This is a genomic window from Citrobacter sp. CK206, assembly GCF_030333125.1.
Classification (GTDB): domain Bacteria; phylum Pseudomonadota; class Gammaproteobacteria; order Enterobacterales; family Enterobacteriaceae; genus Citrobacter_B; species Citrobacter_B koseri.
Window position 1 is genome coordinate 156,674 of the sequence record NZ_JAOWGM010000021.1, and the last position, 22,273, is coordinate 178,946.

A 22,273-nucleotide genomic window follows, 5' to 3' on the forward strand; every position below is an offset into this window, starting at 1 on the left:
AGAAATACCGACCAAACGTAGTGTTCAGTTAATTTTTTATTGATGTTGAACGGCTAAGGAGAATTAACGCGGAAAGTCGTTAGAAATACGCGGATCGAGGTTATACCAGAAGTGCAGACCGCCTGCGGCAATGAGGCGATAAAACGATTTGTGTTTCATTACATCGTCCTCCATGAGTGAAAGGGAATTTAAAAATAGCGGAAGATTAAAATTTATCCGCGATAAAAATCACAAAATGTTAAATCTGATACAGTTCAGTTAAGAAAGTTGATGAGGCGCGCATTTTTGCGTTCATTGGGTGGTGTGAGTTTATTCATCTTAATGTGAGGGAATAGCGGGAATACCCTGCCAGAATTGACAGGGTATTTGGATGAGAAGGATCAGAACTCCATTTTTACCGTGAACTGAACTTCACGCGGGTCGCCAATCTGATTACCCAGATTATTGGTAGCAATGGATGAGGTGTAATACGTTTTATCAAACACGTTTTTCACGTTGAGTTGCAGAGTCACTGGGTATTGCAGTTTCATCTTATAGGCTGCAAAGGCATCGGCCACAAAATAACCAGGCAGATAATAGTCCGCGCCGTTGGTGGCGGAACGACGGCTTACGCCATGTCCGCCGCCGCCAATGGTCAACGTATTGCCCATAAAGGCGTTGTGAATGTCATAGGTCAGGAACAATGAACCGGTATGACGCGGTACGTTAGGCAGCGGTTTCCCTTTGTAATCGGGATCTTCCGTGACTTTCGCTGCGGTATAACCGTAGCTGGCGATGATATTGGTATTGGGCGTTAGCGAGCCTGCGACATCCACTTCCACCCCCTGTGAGCGTACGCGCCCTGCGGTTTTCGCCACGGTTTCGCCATCCACGATTTCGTTGTACAGCACGTTGCGCTTATCAATATTGAACAGGGCGATATTGGCGGTGATGCCGTCAAAGAGATCGAATTTCGCCCCCACTTCATAGGCGGTAGAGGTTTCCGGCGGCAGATCGCCAATGTAGCTGGCAATAGAGTATTGCGGCATAAAGGCGCGCGATACGTTGCCGAACAGCGACACAGAAGGGGTCAGCTTATAGACCATGCCGAATTTCGGCACCCACTGCTGGTCCGTACTGTCGGTGTTGACGTTGAACGGGCGGCCCTTCCCGGCATATTCGGTGTAGTACTGATAGCGCATCCCGGCGACGGCGATCCACTTATCGGTCAGATACAGCGCATCCTGTACGTAAGCGGAATAGCTCTCCTGCTTAATCGTCTGGTCGCTGTCGGAGGCCGAGACGCTGGTGCATTTGCCGAGCGTACCGTAGACCGGATTGTAAATATTAAAGCCTTTCACGTTCTTACAGCGAATCATATCCGTGCGCAGCAGATCGTAATTCTCATAAGAGACGCCGGTCAGGATCTCGTTATAGAAACCAGCGATATCCACGTTTCCTTGTAAATCGGCGCGGGTCGCATGCATCCGTTGGGTGGAGCCTTGCGTCGCATCCACGCGGCGGGTCAGGTTCCCGGTAGCGGAATCATAAGCCATCACGCGAGCCTGGTTATCGCTGTATTTATCCTGACTGAAGCTGTAATCAAACTTCGCCGTCCACGCGCTGTTGAAGCGATATTCGGCATTGAGCTGCGCCAGATCCGATTCGCCATCGGTGATATTGAATTTCTCATCAAAGCGGGTTTTCCGATCCACGTTAACCGGCTGTTTGGTATTGAGATCGAAAATGGTGCCGCGATCGAACGGGGCTTTGTAATTACGGTGCGAATAGAGCACGCTGACCGTCGCGTTGTCGCCAAACCAGGTCAGGGAAGGGGAGATGAAGCTGCTCTGGTTAGTGCCATAGTTGCGCCAGTAGTCCTCGTGCTGATACTCACCGATCAGGCGATACGCCAGTTGGGTGCCTTCAATCGGCCCGGTGATGTCAAACTGGCCTGTGCCGCCGCCGAAGCTGGAGGAGGTGGCGGAAATCGAGCCGCCAAATTGCGTTTGCGGACGTTTGGTTACGACGTTAATCAGGCCGCCGGGATCGAGAATACCGTACAGCGTGGAGGCCGGGCCTTTCAGCACTTCCACCCGCGATGTGGCCGCGTTGAAACTGCGCGGCAATACGGTTTTAAGGCCGTTGGTCATCACGGAACCGTCACGATTCGCGCCGAAACCACGGCGAACAAACGCATCCTGCGTTCCGCCCAGCGTGTTGGTTTGCACAACGTTGCTGACGTTATACAGCGCTTCATCGAGGGTTGTGGCGTGCTGATCTTCCAGCACTTTGTCGCTGACGGTATTGACCACCTGCGGGATATCCAGCAGCGGCATCGACGTCAGCGTGGCGGTGGACGAACTCAGCGGTTGATAACCTGACGTGACGGCCTGATCGGCAGAAGAGGCGTCTGCGCGCACGGTCATCGTCTCTTCATTTTTGAGCGGCGAGTTTTCTTTTTCCGCCGCCATGACCGCAGGAGCCGTCGTGATACCCAAAAACAGAGCGGAGCACAGCGCTCGCCCTTTCATCCCAGAAAAATAAGGAGTTAACTTAGCCATCTTTTATTTATTCCGCAAAATACCCTGCCAAAAACGGGAGGGAAAACAGGTTTATCCAGTTCATTGCCCGGCTTGCTAGCCATGCGTTTTATCCATCTTTTAACCAACGTAAACGGCGTCAGATGTGTAATTGAGAATCATTCAATCATGGGCGTTTGTAGTAGTAAACGTAAAAATGAAAAAGAAACTACAGCAGGGTTAACGTCATAAAACCGTAGTGTTATTGCGGGAAAATAATTTTTAATTTATTGATATTTATCTGTTTTTGTAAGTTTGTTCGTCTTTTTCTGCGGCGTTTTTGTTGCGTGAGTACGGTGATGTAACTACAGGGCGTAATTGCTTGACTACTACGGCGCAACCCAGCAAGATCTTAAAGAGAATGAGTTTTATTTTTATTTGAAAGGCTGCGCGCGCTGGCTTTGCCAGTCTGCGACGGCGCAGGAGTGAACATGCCACAGCATGTGGAAAACACCGCCCACAGAACGGGCATTGAGCTGAAACAGCTTTCTGCTGGTTATCGTCAGCACGCCATCGTGCATGACGTCTGCCTCACTATCCCGCAAGGTAAAATGACGGTACTGGCCGGGGCGAACGGCTCAGGCAAATCCACCTTATTAAGTACGATTGCCCGAATGCTGAAGCCGTTGGGCGGCAGCGTGCTGCTTGATGGTAAAGCGATTCATCAACAGCCGACCAAAGCGGTTTCGCGTCAGCTTGGCATCCTGCCGCAATCCCCGCTGGTGCCGGAGGGATTAACGGTTTTTGAACTGGTTTCGCGCGGGCGTTTTCCCTGGCAGAATTTTCTCCAGCAATGGACCGATGATGACGCACAGGCCGTAGAGCAGGCGTTACAGCTCACCGGAACAACCGACTTCGCCCATTTGCCAGTGGAGAGTCTCTCCGGCGGGCAGCGCCAGCGGTGCTGGATTGCGATGGCGCTGGCGCAGCAAACGCCGTTTATTTTGCTGGATGAGCCTACAACCTTTCTCGATCTGCGTTATCAGGTAGAGATCCTTGAGCTTCTGCACTCCCTGACCCGTCATCATGGTCGTACCGTGGTGGTGGTGTTACATGATCTCAATTTCGCGGTGAATTACGGCGATATGCTGGTCTTTCTCAGACAGGGGCGGCTGGAGGGGATCGTACATGAAGGAGAGCACTGTACGCCGGAGCTGATCAAATCGGTGTTTGACGTCGATGTGCAGATGTCGGTGAATCCGTTGACCGGAAAGCCGTTTTTCATGCCGTTTCGTGCCAAGGCTGGAGCGGAAGAATGACGGCTATGGTCATCGCATCAGGCCGCCGTCGTGGTCGATTTCTGCTGGCGCTTCCTGTCTTGCTACTGCTGCTGTTTATGCTGTCGGTGATTCATCTGGGCGTCGGGGCGCGTGCCGTCAGTCCGCAGACCGTCATTCAGGCGTTATTTCACTTCGATGCCAAAAACTTTGATCACCGAATCGTTATTTCTCTGCGTCTGTTGCGTATGGCTGCGGCCATGCTGGTTGGCGCGGCTTTGGGCGTAGCCGGCGTTCTGTTACAGGCATTGATTCGCAACCCGCTGGGTGAACCGCACATTCTGGGGCTGAATGCGGGGGCCGCGTTCTCCGTGGTGCTGTGTACCGCGCTGGGCGTCGCGGGGCTCAGTCAGTCACTGGTTGCGGCAGGGGGCGCAGCGGCACTCTTTTCGCTGGTGATGGCGCTCTCTTCCGCCGGGCGTGGCGGACTGACGCCGCTGAAGGTCACGCTCTGCGGCGTGGCGCTGTCGGCGATGGTGTCGTCGCTCACGGCGGCAATCCTTATTCTGGATGAGCAGACGTTGCTGGCGATGCGCACCTGGCTGGTGGGCGATCTCGCGGGGATGAGTTGGGAAAAAGTACGCCAGGCCCTCCTGCCGTCGCTGGTTGGCGTTGTACTGGCGATAGCGATAGCGCCGGGGCTGAATATTCTGGCGCTAGGCGACCGGATGGCCTGTGGGTTGGGCGTTAATATTCTGCGCATTCGTCTGATGGCGATGATCGCCATTGCGCTGCTGTGCGGCGCGGCGGTATCCGTCGCCGGGCCGCTGGGTTTTATCGGGCTGTTGGTTCCGGGCGTCATCAGACGCCTGGTGACGGAAGACATTCGCCAGATGCTCCCGCTGGCGGCGCTGCTGGGGGCGGCAGTGCTGCTACTGGCGGATATCGTTGCCCGAACCCTGCTTGCCCCGCAGGAGCTGGCTACAGGAGTGATGACCGCGCTGGTCGGCGCGCCGGTGTTTATTTTCATTGCGTCGAGATTTCTTAAATGAGCGTTATTCTGGCGCGTGCCGGGCTGCGCGCATGGCGGGTGGGGAAATTCTCACGCCTTGTCCGGCTGAAAACGGTGTGGTGTGTGCTGGGGTTTGCCACGCTGGCCGCCGTACTGCTGGTTTCGGGCGTGTTGCAGGGGTCGCTTCCCGTTCCGGCTTCCGCCATCGGGCGTGCGTTGTTCTCTCCGCAGGCGTTAACGGAGCAGCAGCAGTATGTTGTCTGGGATGTCCGTCTTCCGCGTTTGCTGATGGCGCTGCTGTGTGGAGCAATGCTGGGGCTGGCTGGCGCGGCGATGCAGTCGATTACCCGTAACGGCCTGGCTGACCCCGGTCTTATCGGCGTGAAAGAGGGGAGTAGCGTGGTGGTACTGGCGTTAGTGCTGCTCTTCCCGTCGGTCAGCCTGGTCTGGCGACCGCTGGCGGGTATTGCTGGCGGATTACTGGTCGCCGCGCTGGTCATGCTGCTGGCCCGTGATTTCTCCCGCCCGCGATTTGTGCTGATCGGCATTGGCGTCTCATGGTTCTTTGCTGCGGGAATGGGCGTTTTTATGACGACAGCCGATGTCCGCGATGTGCAAACGGCGCTGGTCTGGCTGGCCGGAAGCCTGCACGCCGCCACCTGGCCGTTGCTGTGGGTGGCGCTGGGGTGGGCGTTGCCTGCGGCTGTTCTGCTGTTTGCGACGGCGAGAGCATCGGATGTGGCGCTGCTGGGTAATCACACCGCGACCGGGCTCGGGGTGCGTCTGTCTCATCTGGCGCTGCTGCGTTTTATGGCGCCGGTCTTTCTGACCGCCGCCAGCGTCTCCTGCGTGGGCAGCCTGGGGTTTGTCGGCCTGATGGCGCCGCATATGGCGCGTTTTTGCCTGCGCGGAGGGCAAATGGCGCTGCTGTGGGGCAGTGCGCTCATTGGCGCTCTGCTGGTGCTGCTCACGGATACCATCGGGCGTCTGGCCTTTGCGCCGCTGCAAATACCGGCGGGGATCGTGATTGCGCTGGTCGGCGGCCCTTTCTTTTTACTGTTGCTCTGGCGTCGCCGGGATCGTTTGTAATTTTTAAGAGGGTGTATGCGTTTACTTTTTTCGCTGTTGCTGCTGCTGGGGTGCTCTGTACAGGCAGAGGTTGCCACCCGGCCTTTTACCGACGATCTCGGACGCGTGGTGAACGTGCCGCTGCATCCGCAGCGCATTGTGTCGCTACACGATCTTGATATCACCATTCCGCTGATTGAGCTGGGCGTTCCGCCGGTCGCCAGCCACGGCAGAACGCGTCCTGACGGCAGTCATTTCCTGCGTTCGGGCGCGCTGCTGACCGGCGTCGATTTTGATCATTCGACAATAAAGTTTATTGGTACGGCGGACATTGATATTGAAGCGATTGTCGCCGCGAAACCCGATTTGATCATCACCGAGCCGAGTCGCCATACGCCCATCGAACAACTGGAGAAAATCGCCCCGACGGTGAGCATTGATCATCTCGACGGCGGCGCGCCGGAAATTTACCGCAAGCTCGCGCAGCTTACCGGAACTCAGGCGCGACTGGCTATCCTGGAGCGTCGCTACCGGGAAGAGATTGACCGGTTGAAACACACGGTGGATACCCAACACATTACGGTGTCAGTCATTCAGGCAAACCAGGGAAAAATCAATGCGTTGCACACCTATCATTCGTTAGGACGCGTCCTGCGCGATGCCGGGTTTTCCTTCCCGAAACTGATCGACAGCATTCCGCCTGGAGGGCGGATTGACGTGAGCGCGGAGCGTCTGCCGGAGATGGACGCGGATTTTGTTTTTGCCACCTGGCGCGGTGATACCGGTGGTAAGCCGCAGGATGAAATTGCCGCGATGGATGCTGTGTTGCCGGGCTGGTGCGAGTTTCTTACCGCTTGCCAGCGCGGGCATTACGTTTTGATCTCCCGTGAAGAGGCGATTTCGAACTCCTTTGCATCACTCAGCCTGATGGTTGCACAGGTACAGTCGCATATTGCCGGGCGCCACTTACCGGAGGGGAAATAACCATGCTGACGGCGAAGAAAGTGAAAAATCGTATTGATGTCTACGGCGATCGCTTCCGGGCGCGGGCGCATCTGCTTTCGCCGAGGATGCAGGCGGTGGCGCGTTATATCCATGAGAACCGGGAAGTGGTACTGGAATTTACGGCGATAGAAATTGCGGCCGCCACTCAAACTTCTGACGCGACGGTTGTCCGGGCGATTCAGGCATTGGGGTTTGCCGGGCTGCGCGATTTAAAACAGACCATCGAACACTGGTTTGGCCCGGGTATCACCTCGGAAGAGAAAATGACGACCACGGTGAATACGCTTTCCTGCGATGTAAATTCGAGCATTGATTTTGTTCTGCAAGGGCATCAGCGCACCTGCGACGTGCTGTCTACGCCGCAAAACCGTTACGCGATTGCGCAGGCGGTCGCACTGCTGGTGGAGGCGCGTCAGGTGGGGATATTTGGCATTGGCGCATCCGGGATACTTGCGGACTACACGGCGCGTCTGCTCAGCCGTATTGGCTTGCCGTCGGTGGCGTTTAATCGTACCGGGATTAACCTGGCGGAACAGCTTATTGCGCTACAGCGGGGGGATGTGCTGATTATGATGGCGCAGAAATCGCCGCATCGCGAAGGGTTGACGACCATCCGCGAGGCGAAGCGGTTGGGCGTGCCGGTGATTTTACTGACCAATGCGCTGGAATCACGTTTTAGCAAGGAGGCGGATGTGGTGATCAATGTGCCGCGCGGCGGTGAGAACGGGAAAATGCCGCTGCACGGTACGGTGCTGGTTTGCCTGGAAATGATCGTGTTGTCTGTCGCTTCGACAGCCCCGCAGCGTTCGATTAAGTCTGTTAAGCGCATCAATGAATTGTACCGGGGAATTGGAAAGTCAGGGGCAAAGAAATAAATTTAAATATTCTCTCCATCTGATTTTCAGATTTTTTTCATTAAATCTCCATAATCTCTCCATTATTTTCCTGGCAAATAATGCAGGAAAATAATAAGCAAAAAAATCCTTTTCAATGTGCGCAGGAGACGTATAATTAGCCAAAATGAGAACGATCATTCTCACTTTTGAGGTGACGAGGAGATGCGATGAGCAGCAAGCTGGAAATCCGCCAGAAACAACGACAGGATGAGATCATCAACGCCGCGCGCCAGTGCTTTCGCGCAAGCGGATTTCACGGCGCCAGCATGTCGCAGATCGCTGCTGAAGCCCGTCTCAGCGTGGGGCAAATCTATCGCTACTTCGCCAGTAAAGATGCCATTATCGAAGAGATGATCCGCCGTATTATCGACTATCGCATCACGCAGATAGAAGATAAAACCCAGACGGAGCGTATCCCCGGAATCCTGGCCTGGCGGCAAACGCTGAGCGAGGATGATGATGCGCTGATGCTGGAGATGGCGGCTGAATCGACCCGCAATCCTCATGTTGCCGCGATGCTCGAAGAGGCGGATGCGCGGATGTTCGACAACGCCTGCGCGCACCTGAGAAAAACGTGTCCGCAACTCAGCGAAGCCCGCATCCGTTGCTGTGTTGAAGTGATTGCAACCATGATGGAAGGGGCGGTTTACCGTCGCCTGACGCCGCAAAAAAGTGACCCTGATGCGTTACAGGAGATATATCGGGATATCGTTACCATGCTTGTGAATGGCTGAATAAAGAATCTAATAATCAAAGGGAAATAAATTATTTCCCTTATTGTCGTTGTGAGAAATAGCTCATGACGCGATACCGCTGTACCTGAAATAACGTTCAGTCGCCTGGTGCTACCTTGTTAATTTTAACGGGGCAGGCGTTTCTCACCCTGGAAAAAAGATGAAATACATAACAACATCAATTATCGCGCTATTGTTATTATCCGGCTGTGATAATACGCAAACCGACAATACCGCTTCTCCGTCTCAGGAAGTGGGCGTCGTGACCCTTAAAACAGAACCCGTTTCTGTGGTCAGTGAACTGACCGGACGCACCAGCGCAGCGCTCAGTGCCGAAGTTCGCCCGCAGGTGGGGGGCATTATTCAAAAACGCCTGTTTAATGAGGGCGATATCGTCAAAGCGGGGCAGGCGCTGTATCAGATCGATCCCGCCAGCTATCGCGCCGCATGGAACGAAGCGAATGCCTCGCTCAGACAGGCGCAGGCGCTGGTGAATGCCGACTGCCAGAAGGCGCAACGTTACGCGCGGCTGGTTAACGATGACGGTGTTTCCCGCCAGGATGCCGATGATGCGCAGGCCACCTGTGCTCAGGACAAAGCCAGCGTGGAGGCAAAGAAAGCCGCATTAGAAAGCGCGCGTATCAATCTGGACTGGACCACCATTACCGCCCCGGTTTCCGGGCGCATTGGTATCTCATCCGTCACGCCCGGCGCGCTGGTGACGGCTTCACAGGAGACGGCGCTGGCGACCATTCGTGGGCTCGACACCATGTATGTCGATCTTACCCGCTCCAGCGTGGATTTGCTGCGCCTGCGTAAGCAGTCTCTGGCGACCAACAGCGATACCCTGAACGTGACGCTGACGCTTGAAGATGGCACGACCTATAGCGAAAAAGGAAAGTTAGCGCTGACGGAAGTGGCGGTAGATGAGTCTACAGGCTCAGTCACGCTGCGGGCGATTTTCCCCAACCCTCAACAGCAGCTGTTACCCGGTATGTTCGTTCGCGCCCGCATTGATGAAGGGATCATGAACGATGCGATCCTCGCGCCGCAGCAGGGGATCACGCGCGATGCGAAAGGCAATGCAACAGCGCTGGTGGTTACTAAAGACAATAAAGTGGCGCAGCGTACCCTGGAAACAGGCGATACCTATGGGGATAAATGGCTGGTGCTGGACGGTTTACGTAGCGGCGACCGGTTGATCGTTGAGGGATCAAGTAAGGTCACGCCGGGTCAGCAGGTTAACGCCGTTGATGTACAACTGAACGGAGGCAAAGGCTGATGTTCTCCCGTTTCTTTGTGCGCAGACCCGTTTTCGCCTGGGTTATTGCCATTCTGATCATGCTGGCCGGTATTCTGGCGATTAAAACGCTGCCTGTTGCGCAGTATCCTGACGTGGCGCCGCCGTCGGTGAAAATCTCGGCGACCTATACCGGCGCTTCCGCTGAAACGCTGGAAAACAGCGTGACTCAGGTGATTGAACAGCAGCTTACCGGGCTGGATAACCTGCTCTATTTTACCTCGACCAGCAGTTCCGATGGTTCGGTCAGTATTGATGTCACCTTTGAACAGGGCACCGACCCTGACACCGCTCAGGTGCAGGTACAGAACAAGGTGCAGCAGGCGGAATCCCGCTTGCCGAGCGAGGTTCAACAATCCGGCGTCACGGTGGTGAAATCGCAAAGTAACTTCCTGCTGATTGCCGCCGTGTATGATAAGTCCGACCGGGCGAGCAGCTCAGATATCGCTGACTGGCTGGTGAGTAACGTACAGGACCCGCTGGCACGCGTGGAAGGGGTCGGGAGCCTACAGGTGTTTGGGGCGGAATACGCCATGCGTATCTGGCTGGACCCGGCGAAACTGGCCTCCTATTCTTTGATGCCGTCGGATGTGCAGAGCGCCATTGAAGCGCAAAACGTCCAGGTTTCCGCCGGGAAAATCGGTGCGTTACCTTCCCCTGACACACAGCAATTGACCGCTACGGTTCGCGCGCAGTCGCGCTTGCAGACGGTAGAACAATTCAAAAAGATCATTATCAAAAGCCAGTCTGACGGGGCCGTGGTACGCATCCAGGATGTGGCGCGCGTGGAGATGGGCAGTGAAGACTACACCGCCATCGCTAAACTCAACGGCCATCCGGCTGCGGGGGTTGCGGTCATGCTTGCGCCGGGGGCGAACGCGCTGGATACCGCCACGCTGGTAAAAGATAAAGTCGCTGAATTTAAACGGGATATGCCGCAGGGCTATGACGTGGCGTATCCGAAAGACAGCACCGAATTTATTAAGATCTCCGTAGAGGATGTGGTTCAGACGCTGTTTGAAGCCATCATTCTGGTGGTCTGCGTGATGTACCTGTTCTTGCAGAATCTTCGCGCCACGCTGATTCCGGCGCTGGCGGTTCCGGTCGTGCTGCTCGGTACTTTTGGCGTGCTGGCGCTGTTTGGCTACTCCATCAATACGCTGACGCTGTTTGCAATGGTGCTGGCGATAGGCCTGCTGGTCGATGACGCCATTGTGGTGGTGGAAAACGTCGAGCGTATTATGCGCGATGAAGGGCTGCCCGCGCGCGAAGCTACCGAAAAATCGATGGGGGAAATCGCTGGCGCGCTGGTGGCTATCGCTCTTGTTTTGTCTGCGGTATTCCTGCCGATGGCGTTCTTTGGCGGCTCTACCGGCGTCATTTATCGCCAGTTCTCTGTGACGATTATCTCGGCAATGCTGCTCTCGGTCGTGGTGGCGTTGACCCTGACCCCAGCCCTGTGCGGTTCGATTCTTAGCCATACCGCGCCGCATAAAAAGGGCTTCTTCGGGATATTCAACCGATTCTATAGCCGAACTGAACAGGGTTATCAGCGCGGCGTCCTGCATGTGCTGCGTCGCAGCGTCAGCGTGATGGGCGTTTATGCGCTGTTATGCGGGGCGATGGCGCTGGCGATGTGGAAGCTACCCGGCAGCTTCTTACCGACCGAAGATCAGGGTGAAATTATGGTGCAGTACACCCTGCCCGCAGGGGCGACGGCGTCGCGAACCGCAGAGGTCAATCGTCAGGTGACAGACTGGTTTCTCAATAAAGAGAAAGCCAATACGGACGTTATTTTTACCGTCGATGGTTTTAGCTTCAGCGGCAGCGGGCAGAATGCCGGGATGGCGTTCGTTTCGCTGAAAAACTGGTCGGAGCGTAAAGGCGAAGAAAATACCGCACAGGCTATTGCGCTGCGTGCCAGTAAAGAACTGGGCGCTATTCGCGATGCGACGCTTTTTGCGATGACGCCGCCGTCGGTTGAGGGGCTGGGGCAAAGCAACGGCTTCTCTTTTGAGCTGATGGCGAATGGGGCGACCGATCGCGATACCCTGTTACAGATGCGTAATCAGCTGATCGCCCAGGCAAACCAGAGCGATATTCTGCACGCCGTGCGCGCAAATGACCTGCCGCAAATGCCGCAGCTTCAGGTGGATATCGACAGCAATAAGGCCGTCTCGCTGGGGCTTGGCTTAAGCGATGTGACCAGCACCTTATCCAGCGCCTGGGGGGGAACCTATGTCAATGACTTTATCGATCGCGGCCGCGTGAAGAAAGTCTACATTCAGGGCGACAGCGAGTTCCGTTCTTCGCCTGCGGACCTGGGCAAATGGTTCGTGCGCGGCAGCGATAACAGCATGACGCCCTTTTCCGCCTTCGCCACCACTCGTTGGGAGTACGGCCCGGAAAGTCTGGTGCGCTACAACGGCTCTGCCGCCTATGAGATTCAGGGAGAAAACGCCAGCGGTTTCAGCTCCGGCGCCGCGATGGACAAAATGGAAGCGCTGGCAAACAGCTTGCCTGCTGGCACCACATGGGCGTGGAGCGGGTTGTCATTGCAGGAAAAGCTGGCCAGCGGTCAGGCTATGAGCTTGTACGCCATCTCTATTCTGGTGGTTTTCCTCTGCCTGGCGGCGCTGTATGAAAGCTGGTCGGTACCGTTTTCGGTGATTCTGGTCATCCCTCTGGGGCTGTTAGGCGCAGCGCTGGCGGCCTGGATGCGTGATTTAAATAATGATGTTTACTTCCAGGTCGCGCTGCTGACCACCATCGGCCTGTCGTCGAAAAACGCCATTCTGATCGTCGAATTTGCCGAAGCTGCGGTTGCGGAAGGTTATTCCCTGAGCCGGGCTGCGCTGCGAGCGGCGCAGACCCGTTTGCGCCCAATCATTATGACCTCTCTGGCCTTTATTGCCGGGGTTACGCCGCTGGCTATCGCCACAGGGGCCGGGGCGAACAGCCGTGTGGCGATCGGGACCGGAATCATCGGTGGGACATTAACCGCCACGCTGTTGGCTATCTTCTTCGTCCCGCTGTTCTTCGTGCTGGTTAAGCATCTGTTTACCCGCAAGTCCCGTCGTCAGGAGTAAGTTATGTTGCGTATTTTTCTCTTTGTTTTCGCTCTCCTGAGCGCAGGGTGTGTGTCGCTTGATCCACACTACAGCACGCCCGATGCGCCGGTTCCGGCAAGTTTACCGGGCGCGCAGGGGCAGGGGAACGCTGTCAGCCGCGACTGGCAGCAGATTGTTAACGACGCGCGGCTGCAACAGGTGGTGAACACCGCCCTTAACAGTAACCGTGATGTACAAAAGGCGATTGCTGATATCGACTCCGCACGGGCGTTGTATGGCGAAGCGCGTGCCTCGTTGTTCCCGACGGTGAATGCTTCACTCAGTTCTACACGTAGCCGTACGCTGGCGAACGGAACCGGAACGAGCGCTGAAGCCGATGGCGCGGTGTCCAGCTTTGAGCTGGATCTGTTTGGCCGCAATCAGAGCCTGTCACGGGCGGCGCGAGAAACCTGGCTTGCCAGCGAATTTACCGCGCAGAACACCCGTTTGACGTTAATTGCCGAGATCAGCACCGCGTGGCTGACCCTGGCGGCAGATAACAGCAATCTGGCGCTGGCCAGGGAGACGATGGCCAGTGCGGAAAACTCGCTGAAAATTGTTCAACGTCAGCAGCAGGTCGGGACAGCCGCCGCAACGGATGTCAGTGAAGCGATGAGCGTTTACCAGCAGGCGCGCGCCAGCGTAGCCAGCTATCAGACTCAGGTGGCGCAGGATATCAACGCCCTGAACCTGCTGGCGGGCACAACGCTGCCGGAAAGCGTGCTGCCCGGTACGCTGGAAAGCCTTGATGCGCAGGTGATTACGCTGGTGCCCGCTGGCGTCTCTTCTTCCGTGCTGTTGCGTCGGCCGGATATTCAGGAAGCGGAACATAACCTGAAAAGCGCCAATGCCGATATTGGCGCGGCGCGAGCGAACTTCTTCCCGACTATCTCCCTGACGGCAAGCGCCGGTGTCGGCAGCGATGCGCTTTCGTCCTTGTTCAGTCATGGCATGAAGGTGTGGTCGTTTGCGCCTTCCATTACGCTGCCGCTGTTTACCGGCGGCAGCAACCTGGCGCAGCTCCGCTATGCCGAAGCGCAAAAACGGGGACTCATTGCTACCTATGAAAAAACGGTGCAAAGCGCGTTCAAAGATGTGGCTGATGCGCTTGCCCGGCGTGCGACGCTGGATGAACAGCTGGATGCCCAGCGCCAGTATGTCGCCGCAGAACAAAAAACGCTGGATGTCGGGATGCGTCGTTATCGCGCCGGGGTCGGGGATTATCTGACCGTACTGACGGCGCAACGCACGCTGTGGTCGGCGCAGCAGACGCTTATCGCCCTGCAACTGACGGACAATGAAAACCGCATAACGCTCTGGCAGTCGCTCGGCGGCGGGGCCCGGTAATCAGAGGGAGGTGTTTTTATGGCGCGCGTGTCGCTTTCGTGGGTGTTGATCCTCGGCTTGTTAACCGGGATCGGGCCGCTGTGTACCGATCTTTATCTGCCCGCTCTGCCGGAGATGTCCGAACAGCTGGCAACGACGACCACCCTGACGCAACTGACGCTGACGTCTTCGCTGATCGGCCTTGGGCTTGGGCAACTGCTGTTTGGCCCGCTCAGCGACCGGATTGGTCGTAAGGTTCCGTTGATCCTGTCGCTGTTGCTGTTTATTGCCTCTTCGGTACTGTGCGCGACAACTCAGGATATTCACTGGCTGATCGTCTGGCGTTTTGTGCAGGGCGCAGCGGGGGCCGGTGGTTCGGTGCTCTCGCGCTCTATTGCGCGGGACAAATATCAGGGCGTGACCCTGACCCAGTTCTTCGCGCTGCTCATGACGGTGAACGGCATCGCCCCGGTGCTTTCTCCGGTTCTGGGCGGCTACATTGCCACCGCGTTTGACTGGCGTATGTTGTTTTGGGTAATGGCGGGGATTGCGACACTGCTTTTGCTCTGCTGCATCCTGTTTATCAGTGAGACGCTGCCGCAGCGAACGCGCGGCGCATCGTTATTTTCGACCGGGCGCAGCGTGGTGAAAAATCGTCTCTTTATGCGCTTTTGCCTGATGCAGGCCTTCATGCTGGCGGGGTTGTTTGCTTATATCGGCTCTTCGTCATTTGTGCTGCAAAGCGAGTATGGCTTAAGCCCGATGCAGTTCAGCCTGCTGTTTGGCCTTAATGGGATCGGGCTGATCGTCGCCTCGCTGATTTTTTCCCGTCTTGCGCGTCGAATCACGGCAATGACGCTGCTGCGCGGCGGCTTGCTGTTGGCCGTCATCTGCGCGTTAACCACCTTGCTCTGCGCCTGGCTACAGCAGCCGGTTCTGGCGCTGGTGGCGCTCTTTTTTACCGTCGCCTTTTGCAGCGGAATTGGCACCGTGGCGGGCGCTGAGGCGATGAGCGTGGTGGAGGTTCAGGAGTCAGGAACCGCCTCCGCGCTGATGGGGATGAGCATGTTTGTTTTCGGTGGCATCGCCGCGCCGTTGTCGGGGCTGGGCGGCGAAACCATGCTGAAAATGAGTCTGGCGGTGGCACTCTGTTATGTGGCCGCTCTGCTACTGGCTAGCGGTGGTTCACGCCTTCGTAAATCAGCCTGAGGGCGAACACGCCGATGATCGCGCCAATCACCCTGCTGGCAATGCGCTGAATCCGCCCGTAAGCGCGGCGTACCGCCGGTAGGGAAAAGGCCTGGCTCAGGAAGATGCGCCAGATGACGGAAGAGAGCACGATGCCGGCCCAGGCCATCAGTCTTGCCCATGTCGGGGTTTCCGCGCTGAGCGTGACCGAGAAAATACTGATGAAAAACAGCACCGTCTGCGGATTTGACAGATCGGTTAATAGTCCCCGGCGGAAGAACACGCTCCAGGGAGCGGAAATGGGCTGTTGCAGAGTCGGCATTTGCGGGGTGGCCTGATGGCGGATGCTGTTCCAGGCAAACCATAACAAATATGCGCCGCCGACGATTTTGATCAGCGAGAAAATTTCTTCGCACTGGGTAATCAGGGTCGCCATGCCAAACAGTCCCAGCCCGGAATAAATCGCATCGCCAAGCGCCACGCCCAGCCCCGTTAATACACCGGCCCGACGCCCGGAGGCGAGGCTGGTTTGTACCACCACAAAGAGGTTTGCGCCGGGGTTAAAGAAGGTTAAGACGAACAGGCTGACGGTCAGGACAACCGCGTGCAGAGGTTCCATAGTGAGATTTCCAGAGCCTGATAGTTAACGCCATACTATTTATAGTAAAAGTGCAGGGGTGAGAGAAAGATCACAAATTATGATACATCCGGCTGACTGGATTTTTCCGCTAATCTCAACTAGTTATTTAATCACTCAGAACAGAGCATCCGTTCCGAGAAGACGATGATAGCGTAATAACACAACCGGAGCTTTTATATGAAGACAGGATATAAAGTATTGATTGGTGCGTTAGCGTTTGTCGTAACCAACGTCTATGCCGCGGAGCTGTTGACAAAGGTCGAGTTTGAGAAAGTGGAGTCGCAATACACGAAGATAGGCACCATTAATACCAGCAACGAGACGTCAACTATGGAGGCAAAAGAGGATCTGCTTAAAAAGGCCGATGAAAAAGGGGCTGATGTGGTCGTACTGACCTCCGGGCAAACCGATAATAAAATTCATGGTACTGCCGATATCTACAAGAAAAAATAAGCTGTCATCGTGCCGGATGGCGACGTAAAACGTCTTATCCGGCCTACGGTTCAGTGCCGCTCGTAGCTCGTAGGCCGGATAAGCGCCAGCGCCATCCGGCAATAAGTTCTCACTCAGCTCGTAGGCCGGATAAGCGCCAGCGCCATCCGGCAATAAGTTCTCACTCAGCTCGTAGGCCGGATAAGCGTTAGCGCCATCCGGCGATAAGCCTTCACTCTTTTAATCGTCGCCAGAATGTCGTCCGGCTAATACCCAGATATCGCGCCGCCGCGGTTTTATCGCCGTTAAACTGCGCCAGAACCTGCTGCGGCGTAAGCGCTGATGGCGCTTCGGGAATCGTCGCCAGCTCGGGTAAAAATTGCTGTAAAAACTGGCTATCCAGACTGGGCTGCGGCTCGACGCTTAAAAAAAGCGCCAGGCGCTCCATCATATTCCGCAGCTCGCGAATATTGCCGGGCCAGGCATAGCGCAGAAGAATGGTCTGGCTTTGCGCCAGCCCCTCGCGCACCGATTCGCCAAACGGCGCGTCTAATGCCGCCAGGGACTGTTTCAAAAATCCCTCCGCCAGCGGCACGATATCTGACGGGCGCTCCCGAAGGGGCGGAAGCGTCAGGCGCAGAATGCTGAGACGATAAAACAGATCGGTGCGAAATTGTCCCTGCTTTATCGCCTGTTCCAGATTGCAGTGCGTGGCGCTGATGACCCGTACATCCACCGGGACTGGCTGATGCCCGCCAACGCGCGTCACCTCTTTCTCTTCCAGTACGCGCAGCAGGCGGGTCTGTAAGGGCAGGGGCATTTCCCCAATCTCATCCAGAAACAGTGTCCCGCCGTGGGCGATTTCAAACAGACCGGCGCGTCCGCCGCGTCGGGAACCGGTAAATGCCCCCTCCTCATAACCGAATAACTCTGCTTCAAGCAGCGATTCGGTAATGGCGCCGCAGTTAACGGCCACAAACGGAGGCGTTTTTTTACCGCTGCGCTGGCCCCGACGGGCAAAAAACTCGCGGTGAATCGCCTGCGCCGCCAGCTCTTTACCGGTGCCGGTCTCGCCCTGAATCAACACCGCCGCGCTGGAGCGGGCGTACAGCATGATCGTATGGCGAACCTGCTCCATTTGCGCGGAATGGCCGCGCATATCTCCCAGATCGTAGCGGGTGCGCAGCCCGTTGCCGGAGGCATATTGGCCGCCATGTTGCAGCGTCAGCCGGGTCATATCCAGCGCATCGCTAAACGCCTGACGCACGGTGGCCGCAGAATAGATAAAAATGCCGGTCATCCCGGCTTCTTCCGCCAGATCGGTAATTAGCCCTGCGCCGACTACCGCCTCAATGCCGTTGGCTTTCAGTTCATTAATTTGCCCACGGGCATCCTCTTCGGTGATGTAGCTGCGCTGTTCCAGACGCAAATTAAACGTTTTTTGAAAGGCGATCAGCGCGGGGATCGTCTCCTGGTAGGTGATAACGCCAATGGACGAGGTCAGTTTGCCGGCTTTCGCCAGCGCCTGGAGCACGTCGAATCCGCTGGGTTTAATCAGGATCACCGGTATGGAGAGGCGGCTTTTTAAATAAGCGCCGTTGGAACCCGCCGCGATAATGGCGTCACAGCGCTCGGTCGCCAGTTTTTTACGGATATAGTTCACCGCTTTTTCAAACCCAAGCTGGATGGGGGTGATGGTCGCCAGATGGTCGAACTCCAGGCTGATGTCGCGAAACAGCTCGAACAGACGCGTTACCGAGACCGTCCAGATCACCGGCTTGTCATGATTATCGCGAGCGGGAAGGTGCGTGTCAGCCATAGCAGTTGATGTTGTATTGAGGGACCGAGATTTTGTTTTAGTCGTGTTTCATAAATGTTGCAATGAAACAGCGCGAACCGTTTCATGAAACGTTAGCTGACACGCTTTTGTCCTGATGAAAGGTATGGTTAAGTTTGTGTTTTTTTGTTATTTATTTGAATTATAAGAAAAAACAAAATTCTCTCTTTTTCAGCGACCGCTCTGGCATTCCCTTTGCTTTATGTGAATCAACATTAAATAACAAGTTGATAACAAGAGGACGGGATATGTCTCTACACTCTCCGGGCCAGGCGTTTCGCGCTGCGCTCACTAAAGAAAACCCCTTACAGATCGTCGGCGCCATCAATGCCAATCACGCATTGCTGGCCCAGCGCGCAGGCTATCAGGCGATTTACCTTTCCGGCGGCGGCGTGGCGGCGGGATCGCTGGGTCTGCCGGATCTGGGGATCTCCACGCTGGATGATGTGTTGACCGACATCCGCCGTATTACCGACGTCTGCCCGCTGCCGCTGCTGGTGGATGCCGACATCGGCTTTGGTTCCTCCGCCTTTAACGTGGCGCGTACGGTGAAGTCGATGATCAAAGCCGGCGCCGCTGCGCTGCATATCGAAGATCAGATCGGCGCGAAACGCTGCGGCCATCGCCCGAATAAGGCGATCGTGTCCAAAGAAGAGATGGTGGACAGGATTCGTGCGGCGGTGGATGCGCGTACCGATCCTGACTTCGTGATCATGGCGCGTACCGATGCGCTGGCGGTGGAGGGATTAGAGGCGGCGATCGATCGCGCGCGGGCTTATGTGGAAGCGGGGGCCGACATGCTGTTCCCGGAAGCGATTACCGAGCTGTCAATGTATCGCCAGTTCGCCGATGCCGTACCGGTGCCGATCCTGGCGAATATCACGGAGTTTGGCGCGACGCCGCTGTTTACCACCGACGAACTGCGCAGCGCTAACGTGGCGATGGCGCTCTATCCGCTGTCGGCATTTCGCGCCATGAATCGCGCTGCCGAGCGTGTCTACAACGTGCTGCGCCAGGAAGGCACGCAAAAAAACGTTATCGACATCATGCAGACCCGCAACGAGCTGTACGAAAGCATCAATTATTACCAGTACGAAGAGAAGCTGGATGCGCTGAACCTGAAGTAGACCCGTAGGCCTGATAAGGCGCAGCCGCCATCGGGCATTGCCGGATGGCACTTCGTTTATCCGGCCTACGGCTTATCAGGCCTACGGCGGCGAAACGTACACCCTCAATACCCTACATATAACAATGACGAGGACAACATGAGCGATACGACGATCCTGCAAAACAACACCCATGTCATTAAGCCCAAGAAATCTGTCGCATTATCGGGCGTTCCGGCCGGAAATACCGCGTTGTGTACCGTGGGAAAAAGCGGCAACGACTTACACTATCGCGGGTACGATATTCTCGATCTCGCGGAGCATTGTGAATTTGAAGAAGTCGCGCATCTGTTAATTCACGGCAAATTGCCCAATAGCGATGAACTCCATGCCTATAAAAATAAGCTGAAAGCATTGCGTGGATTACCGGCCAATGTACGCACCGTGCTGGAAGCATTGCCTGCGGCGTCGCACCCGATGGACGTCATGCGCACCGGCGTGTCGGCGCTCGGCTGTACGCTGCCGGAAAAAGAGGGGCATACCGTTTCCGGCGCGCGCGATATCGCCGACAAACTGCTGGCCTCGCTCAGTTCCATCCTGCTTTACTGGTATCACTACAGCCATAACGGCGAACGTATTCAGCCGGAAACTGACGACGACTCCGTCGGTAGCCATTTCCTGCATCTGCTGCACGGCGAGAAGCCGTCGCAAAGCTGGGAAAAGGCGATGCACATCTCGCTGGTGCTGTATGCCGAGCATGAATTCAACGCGTCCACTTTCACCTGCCGGGTGATTGCAGGGACGGGCTCCGATGTCTACTCCGCCATCATCGGCGCGATTGGCGCGCTGCGCGGCCCGAAGCACGGCGGGGCGAATGAGGTATCGCTGGAAATTCAGCAGCGTTATGAAACGCCGGAGGAGGCCGAGGCGGATATCCGCAAACGCATTGAAAATAAAGAGGTGATCATTGGTTTCGGCCATCCGGTCTACACCATTGCCGATCCGCGCCATCAGGTGATCAAACGTGTGGCGAAACAGCTTTCGGAGGCCGGTGGTTCGCTGAAGATGTACAACATCGCCGACCGTCTGGAAAACGTGATGTGGGAATCGAAAAAGATGTTCCCCAACCTCGACTGGTTCTCGGCGGTCTCCTACAACATGATGGGCGTCCCCACCGAAATGTTCACCCCGCTGTTTGTGATCGCCCGCGTCACCGGCTGGGCGGCGCACATCATCGAACAGCGTCAGGACAACAAAATTATCCGACCTTCCGCCAATTATACCGGCCCGGAAGATCGCGAATTTATTCCGCTGGATCAGCGCCAATAACTTTATTTCTCTAACGATAAAACGCAGGAAATGTACCCTATGTCCGCACAAATAATGAACATTCGCCCGGAATTTGACCGTGAAATCGTGGATATCGTCGATTACGTCATGAACTACGACATCACCTCTAAAGTGGCCTGGGACACCGCCCACTACTGCTTGCTCGACACGCTGGGCTGCGGTCTGGAAGCGCTGGAATATCCGGCCTGTAAAAAACTGCTGGGGCCGATCGTTCCGGGCACCGTCGTGCCAAACGGCGTACGCGTACCGGGCACCCAGTTTCAGCTCGATCCGGTGCAGGCGGCGTTTAATATCGGCGCGATGATCCGCTGGCTCGACTTCAACGATACCTGGCTGGCGGCAGAGTGGGGCCACCCCTCTGATAACCTCGGCGGGATTCTGGCAACCGCGGACTGGCTGTCGCGTAATGCGGTTGCCGCAGGCAAAGCGCCGCTGACCATGAAGCAGGTGCTGGCCGGGATGATCAAAGCCCATGAGATTCAGGGCTGCATCGCGCTGGAAAACTCCTTCAACCGTGTCGGCCTGGATCACGTACTGCTGGTCAAAGTGGCTTCGACAGCGGTTGTCGCCGAAATGCTGGGGCTGACGCGTGATGAGATCCTCAACGCGGTGTCGCTGGCGTGGGTGGATGGTCAGTCGCTGCGCACCTATCGCCATGCGCCAAACACCGGAACACGTAAGTCCTGGGCGGCGGGCGATGCCACCTCCCGTGCGGTGCGTCTGGCGCTGATGGCAAAAACTGGCGAGATGGGCTATCCGTCGGCGCTGACGGCGAAAACCTGGGGCTTTTATGATGTCTCTTTCAACGGCGGGGCGTTCCGCTTCCAGCGTCCGTATGGTTCTTACGTCATGGAAAACGTGCTGTTCAAAATCTCCTTCCCGGCGGAGTTCCACTCGCAGACGGCGGTTGAAGCCGCCATGACCCTTTTTGAACAGATGCAGGCGGCGGGCAAAACGGCGGCGGATATTGAGAAAGTGACGATTCGCACCCATGAAGCCTGCATTCGCATCATCGATAAAAAAGGGCCGTTGAATAACCCGGCCGACCGCGACCACTGCATTCAGTACATGGTGGCGATCCCGCTACTGTTCGGGCGCTTAACGGCGGCGGATTATGAGGACGGCGTAGCGCAGGACAAACGCATTGACGCCCTGCGCGAGAAGATAACCTGCTTTGAAGACCCGGCGTTTACCGCCGACTACCACGACCCGGAAAAACGCGCCATCGCCAACGCTATCACCCTTGAATTTACCGATGGTTCACAGTTTGCCGAGGTGGTCGTAGAGTACCCGATTGGCCACGCTCGCCGCCGTACCGACGGCATTCCGAAGCTTATCGATAAATTCAAAATCAACCTGGCGCGTCAGTTCCCGACTCGTCAGCAGCAGCGCATTCTGGATGTCTCCCTGGACAGAACTCGCCTGGAGCAGATGCCGGTCAATGAATACCTTGACTTATTTGTCATCTGAGCCAGCAGGCAGTAAGTTCAA

Annotated in this window: 18 protein-coding genes; 14 read left to right on the plus strand and 4 right to left on the minus strand. The window is 56.2% G+C overall.

Translation table 11 applies throughout. The annotated features are described in order from the left end of the window. Positions 1–63: 63 nt before the first annotated feature. Both tnaC and OGX81_RS03855 read right to left on the minus strand, forming a co-directional pair. Positions 64–159 carry a tryptophanase leader peptide gene (gene tnaC, locus OGX81_RS03850; protein ID WP_024130621.1) on the minus strand — a complete coding sequence of 32 codons (96 nt, stop codon included), beginning with the start codon at positions 157–159 and terminating at the stop codon, positions 64–66. Between the two features lie 221 nt (positions 160–380). Then, complete coding sequence (locus OGX81_RS03855) at positions 381–2,543, minus strand: TonB-dependent siderophore receptor (RefSeq protein ID WP_060816139.1); 2,163 nt, start codon at positions 2,541–2,543, stop codon at positions 381–383. Positions 2,544–2,992: 449 nt separating this feature from the next. Here OGX81_RS03855 and OGX81_RS03860 point away from each other — a divergent pair, with 449 nt between their 5' ends. From OGX81_RS03860 to OGX81_RS03905, 10 genes are all read left to right on the plus strand, one after another. Further along, positions 2,993–3,820, plus strand: a complete 828-nt coding sequence (locus tag OGX81_RS03860; protein WP_058668675.1) for an ABC transporter ATP-binding protein — start codon at positions 2,993–2,995, stop codon at positions 3,818–3,820. Further along, entirely contained in the window at positions 3,817–4,830 is a 1,014-nt protein-coding gene (locus OGX81_RS03865; protein WP_104869025.1) for a FecCD family ABC transporter permease, read from the plus strand. The genes OGX81_RS03860 and OGX81_RS03865 overlap by 4 nt, the downstream gene beginning before the upstream one ends. Further along, entirely contained in the window at positions 4,827–5,879 is a 1,053-nt protein-coding gene (locus OGX81_RS03870) for a FecCD family ABC transporter permease (protein ID WP_012133662.1), read from the plus strand. The genes OGX81_RS03865 and OGX81_RS03870 overlap by 4 nt, the downstream gene beginning before the upstream one ends. A gap of 15 nt (positions 5,880–5,894) precedes the next feature. Then, positions 5,895–6,842, plus strand: a complete 948-nt coding sequence (locus OGX81_RS03875; protein WP_012133661.1) for an iron-siderophore ABC transporter substrate-binding protein — start codon at positions 5,895–5,897, stop codon at positions 6,840–6,842. A gap of 2 nt (positions 6,843–6,844) precedes the next feature. Continuing rightward, positions 6,845–7,738: a MurR/RpiR family transcriptional regulator gene (locus OGX81_RS03880; RefSeq protein WP_012133660.1), complete on the plus strand. Its 894-nt coding sequence runs from the start codon at positions 6,845–6,847 to the stop codon at positions 7,736–7,738. 188 nt (positions 7,739–7,926) lie between these two features. Next, entirely contained in the window at positions 7,927–8,493 is a 567-nt protein-coding gene (locus OGX81_RS03885) for a TetR/AcrR family transcriptional regulator (protein ID WP_049009383.1), read from the plus strand. Between the two features lie 160 nt (positions 8,494–8,653). Then, positions 8,654–9,775 (plus strand): efflux RND transporter periplasmic adaptor subunit, encoded by a 1,122-nt coding sequence (locus OGX81_RS03890; protein WP_012133656.1) that lies wholly within the window; start codon positions 8,654–8,656, stop codon positions 9,773–9,775. After that, positions 9,775–12,882, plus strand: a complete 3,108-nt coding sequence (locus OGX81_RS03895) for an efflux RND transporter permease subunit (RefSeq protein WP_012133655.1) — start codon at positions 9,775–9,777, stop codon at positions 12,880–12,882. The genes OGX81_RS03890 and OGX81_RS03895 overlap by 1 nt, the downstream gene beginning before the upstream one ends. Before the next feature lie 3 nt (positions 12,883–12,885). Next, the gene (locus tag OGX81_RS03900; protein ID WP_012133654.1) at positions 12,886–14,250 is read left to right on the plus strand and encodes an efflux transporter outer membrane subunit; all 1,365 of its coding nucleotides are present in this window, start codon (positions 12,886–12,888) and stop codon (positions 14,248–14,250) included. Positions 14,251–14,268: 18 nt separating this feature from the next. Beyond that, the gene (locus OGX81_RS03905) at positions 14,269–15,438 is read left to right on the plus strand and encodes a multidrug effflux MFS transporter (protein WP_012133653.1); all 1,170 of its coding nucleotides are present in this window, start codon (positions 14,269–14,271) and stop codon (positions 15,436–15,438) included. On the opposite strand, the gene OGX81_RS03910 is transcribed toward OGX81_RS03905, so the two are convergent. Next, positions 15,404–16,036, minus strand: a complete 633-nt coding sequence (locus OGX81_RS03910) for a LysE family transporter (protein ID WP_012133652.1) — start codon at positions 16,034–16,036, stop codon at positions 15,404–15,406. The genes OGX81_RS03905 and OGX81_RS03910 overlap by 35 nt on opposite strands. A 198-nt stretch (positions 16,037–16,234) precedes the next feature. On the opposite strand from OGX81_RS03910, the gene yahO reads away from it, so the two are divergent. After that, positions 16,235–16,510 (plus strand): DUF1471 family periplasmic protein YahO, encoded by a 276-nt coding sequence (gene yahO, locus OGX81_RS03915; RefSeq protein ID WP_012133651.1) that lies wholly within the window; start codon positions 16,235–16,237, stop codon positions 16,508–16,510. A gap of 211 nt (positions 16,511–16,721) precedes the next feature. On the opposite strand, the gene prpR is transcribed toward yahO, so the two are convergent. Continuing rightward, the gene (gene prpR / locus OGX81_RS03920; protein ID WP_104869024.1) at positions 16,722–18,308 is read right to left on the minus strand and encodes a propionate catabolism operon regulatory protein PrpR; all 1,587 of its coding nucleotides are present in this window, start codon (positions 18,306–18,308) and stop codon (positions 16,722–16,724) included. Between the two features lie 266 nt (positions 18,309–18,574). On the opposite strand from prpR, the gene prpB reads away from it, so the two are divergent. The 3 genes from prpB to OGX81_RS03935 all read left to right on the plus strand — a co-directional run bounded on the left by prpB (position 18,575) and on the right by OGX81_RS03935 (position 22,252). After that, complete coding sequence (gene prpB, locus OGX81_RS03925; RefSeq protein WP_024130618.1) at positions 18,575–19,453, plus strand: methylisocitrate lyase; 879 nt, start codon at positions 18,575–18,577, stop codon at positions 19,451–19,453. 138 nt (positions 19,454–19,591) lie between these two features. Then, a complete protein-coding gene (prpC, locus tag OGX81_RS03930; RefSeq protein WP_286487530.1) occupies positions 19,592–20,761 on the plus strand; it encodes a bifunctional 2-methylcitrate synthase/citrate synthase in 1,170 nt (389 codons plus the stop codon). A 39-nt stretch (positions 20,762–20,800) separates the two neighbouring features. Next, positions 20,801–22,252 (plus strand): bifunctional 2-methylcitrate dehydratase/aconitate hydratase, encoded by a 1,452-nt coding sequence (locus OGX81_RS03935; RefSeq protein ID WP_104869023.1) that lies wholly within the window; start codon positions 20,801–20,803, stop codon positions 22,250–22,252. Positions 22,253–22,273: the final 21 nt, after the last annotated feature.

What these genes read in the sequence shown, in the direction of transcription:
- OGX81_RS03895 (WP_012133655.1), top strand. Translation starts at nt 9,775, where the DNA reads ATGTTCTCCCGTTTCTTTGTGCGCAGACCCGTTTTCGCCTGGGTTATT.
- OGX81_RS03885 (WP_049009383.1), top strand. Translation starts at nt 7,927, where the DNA reads ATGAGCAGCAAGCTGGAAATCCGCCAGAAACAACGACAGGATGAGATC.
- prpC (WP_286487530.1), top strand. Translation starts at nt 19,592, where the DNA reads ATGAGCGATACGACGATCCTGCAAAACAACACCCATGTCATTAAGCCC.
- prpB (WP_024130618.1), top strand. Translation starts at nt 18,575, where the DNA reads ATGTCTCTACACTCTCCGGGCCAGGCGTTTCGCGCTGCGCTCACTAAA.
- OGX81_RS03905 (WP_012133653.1), top strand. Translation starts at nt 14,269, where the DNA reads ATGGCGCGCGTGTCGCTTTCGTGGGTGTTGATCCTCGGCTTGTTAACC.
- OGX81_RS03935 (WP_104869023.1), top strand. Translation starts at nt 20,801, where the DNA reads ATGTCCGCACAAATAATGAACATTCGCCCGGAATTTGACCGTGAAATC.
- OGX81_RS03870 (WP_012133662.1), top strand. Translation starts at nt 4,827, where the DNA reads ATGAGCGTTATTCTGGCGCGTGCCGGGCTGCGCGCATGGCGGGTGGGG.
- OGX81_RS03865 (WP_104869025.1), top strand. Translation starts at nt 3,817, where the DNA reads ATGACGGCTATGGTCATCGCATCAGGCCGCCGTCGTGGTCGATTTCTG.
- OGX81_RS03855 (WP_060816139.1), bottom strand. Translation starts at nt 2,543, where the DNA reads ATGGCTAAGTTAACTCCTTATTTTTCTGGGATGAAAGGGCGAGCGCTG.
- tnaC (WP_024130621.1), bottom strand. Translation starts at nt 159, where the DNA reads ATGAAACACAAATCGTTTTATCGCCTCATTGCCGCAGGCGGTCTGCAC.
- prpR (WP_104869024.1), bottom strand. Translation starts at nt 18,308, where the DNA reads ATGGCTGACACGCACCTTCCCGCTCGCGATAATCATGACAAGCCGGTG.
- OGX81_RS03880 (WP_012133660.1), top strand. Translation starts at nt 6,845, where the DNA reads ATGCTGACGGCGAAGAAAGTGAAAAATCGTATTGATGTCTACGGCGAT.
- OGX81_RS03860 (WP_058668675.1), top strand. Translation starts at nt 2,993, where the DNA reads ATGCCACAGCATGTGGAAAACACCGCCCACAGAACGGGCATTGAGCTG.
- yahO (WP_012133651.1), top strand. Translation starts at nt 16,235, where the DNA reads ATGAAGACAGGATATAAAGTATTGATTGGTGCGTTAGCGTTTGTCGTA.
- OGX81_RS03910 (WP_012133652.1), bottom strand. Translation starts at nt 16,036, where the DNA reads ATGGAACCTCTGCACGCGGTTGTCCTGACCGTCAGCCTGTTCGTCTTA.
- OGX81_RS03875 (WP_012133661.1), top strand. Translation starts at nt 5,895, where the DNA reads ATGCGTTTACTTTTTTCGCTGTTGCTGCTGCTGGGGTGCTCTGTACAG.
- OGX81_RS03890 (WP_012133656.1), top strand. Translation starts at nt 8,654, where the DNA reads ATGAAATACATAACAACATCAATTATCGCGCTATTGTTATTATCCGGC.
- OGX81_RS03900 (WP_012133654.1), top strand. Translation starts at nt 12,886, where the DNA reads ATGTTGCGTATTTTTCTCTTTGTTTTCGCTCTCCTGAGCGCAGGGTGT.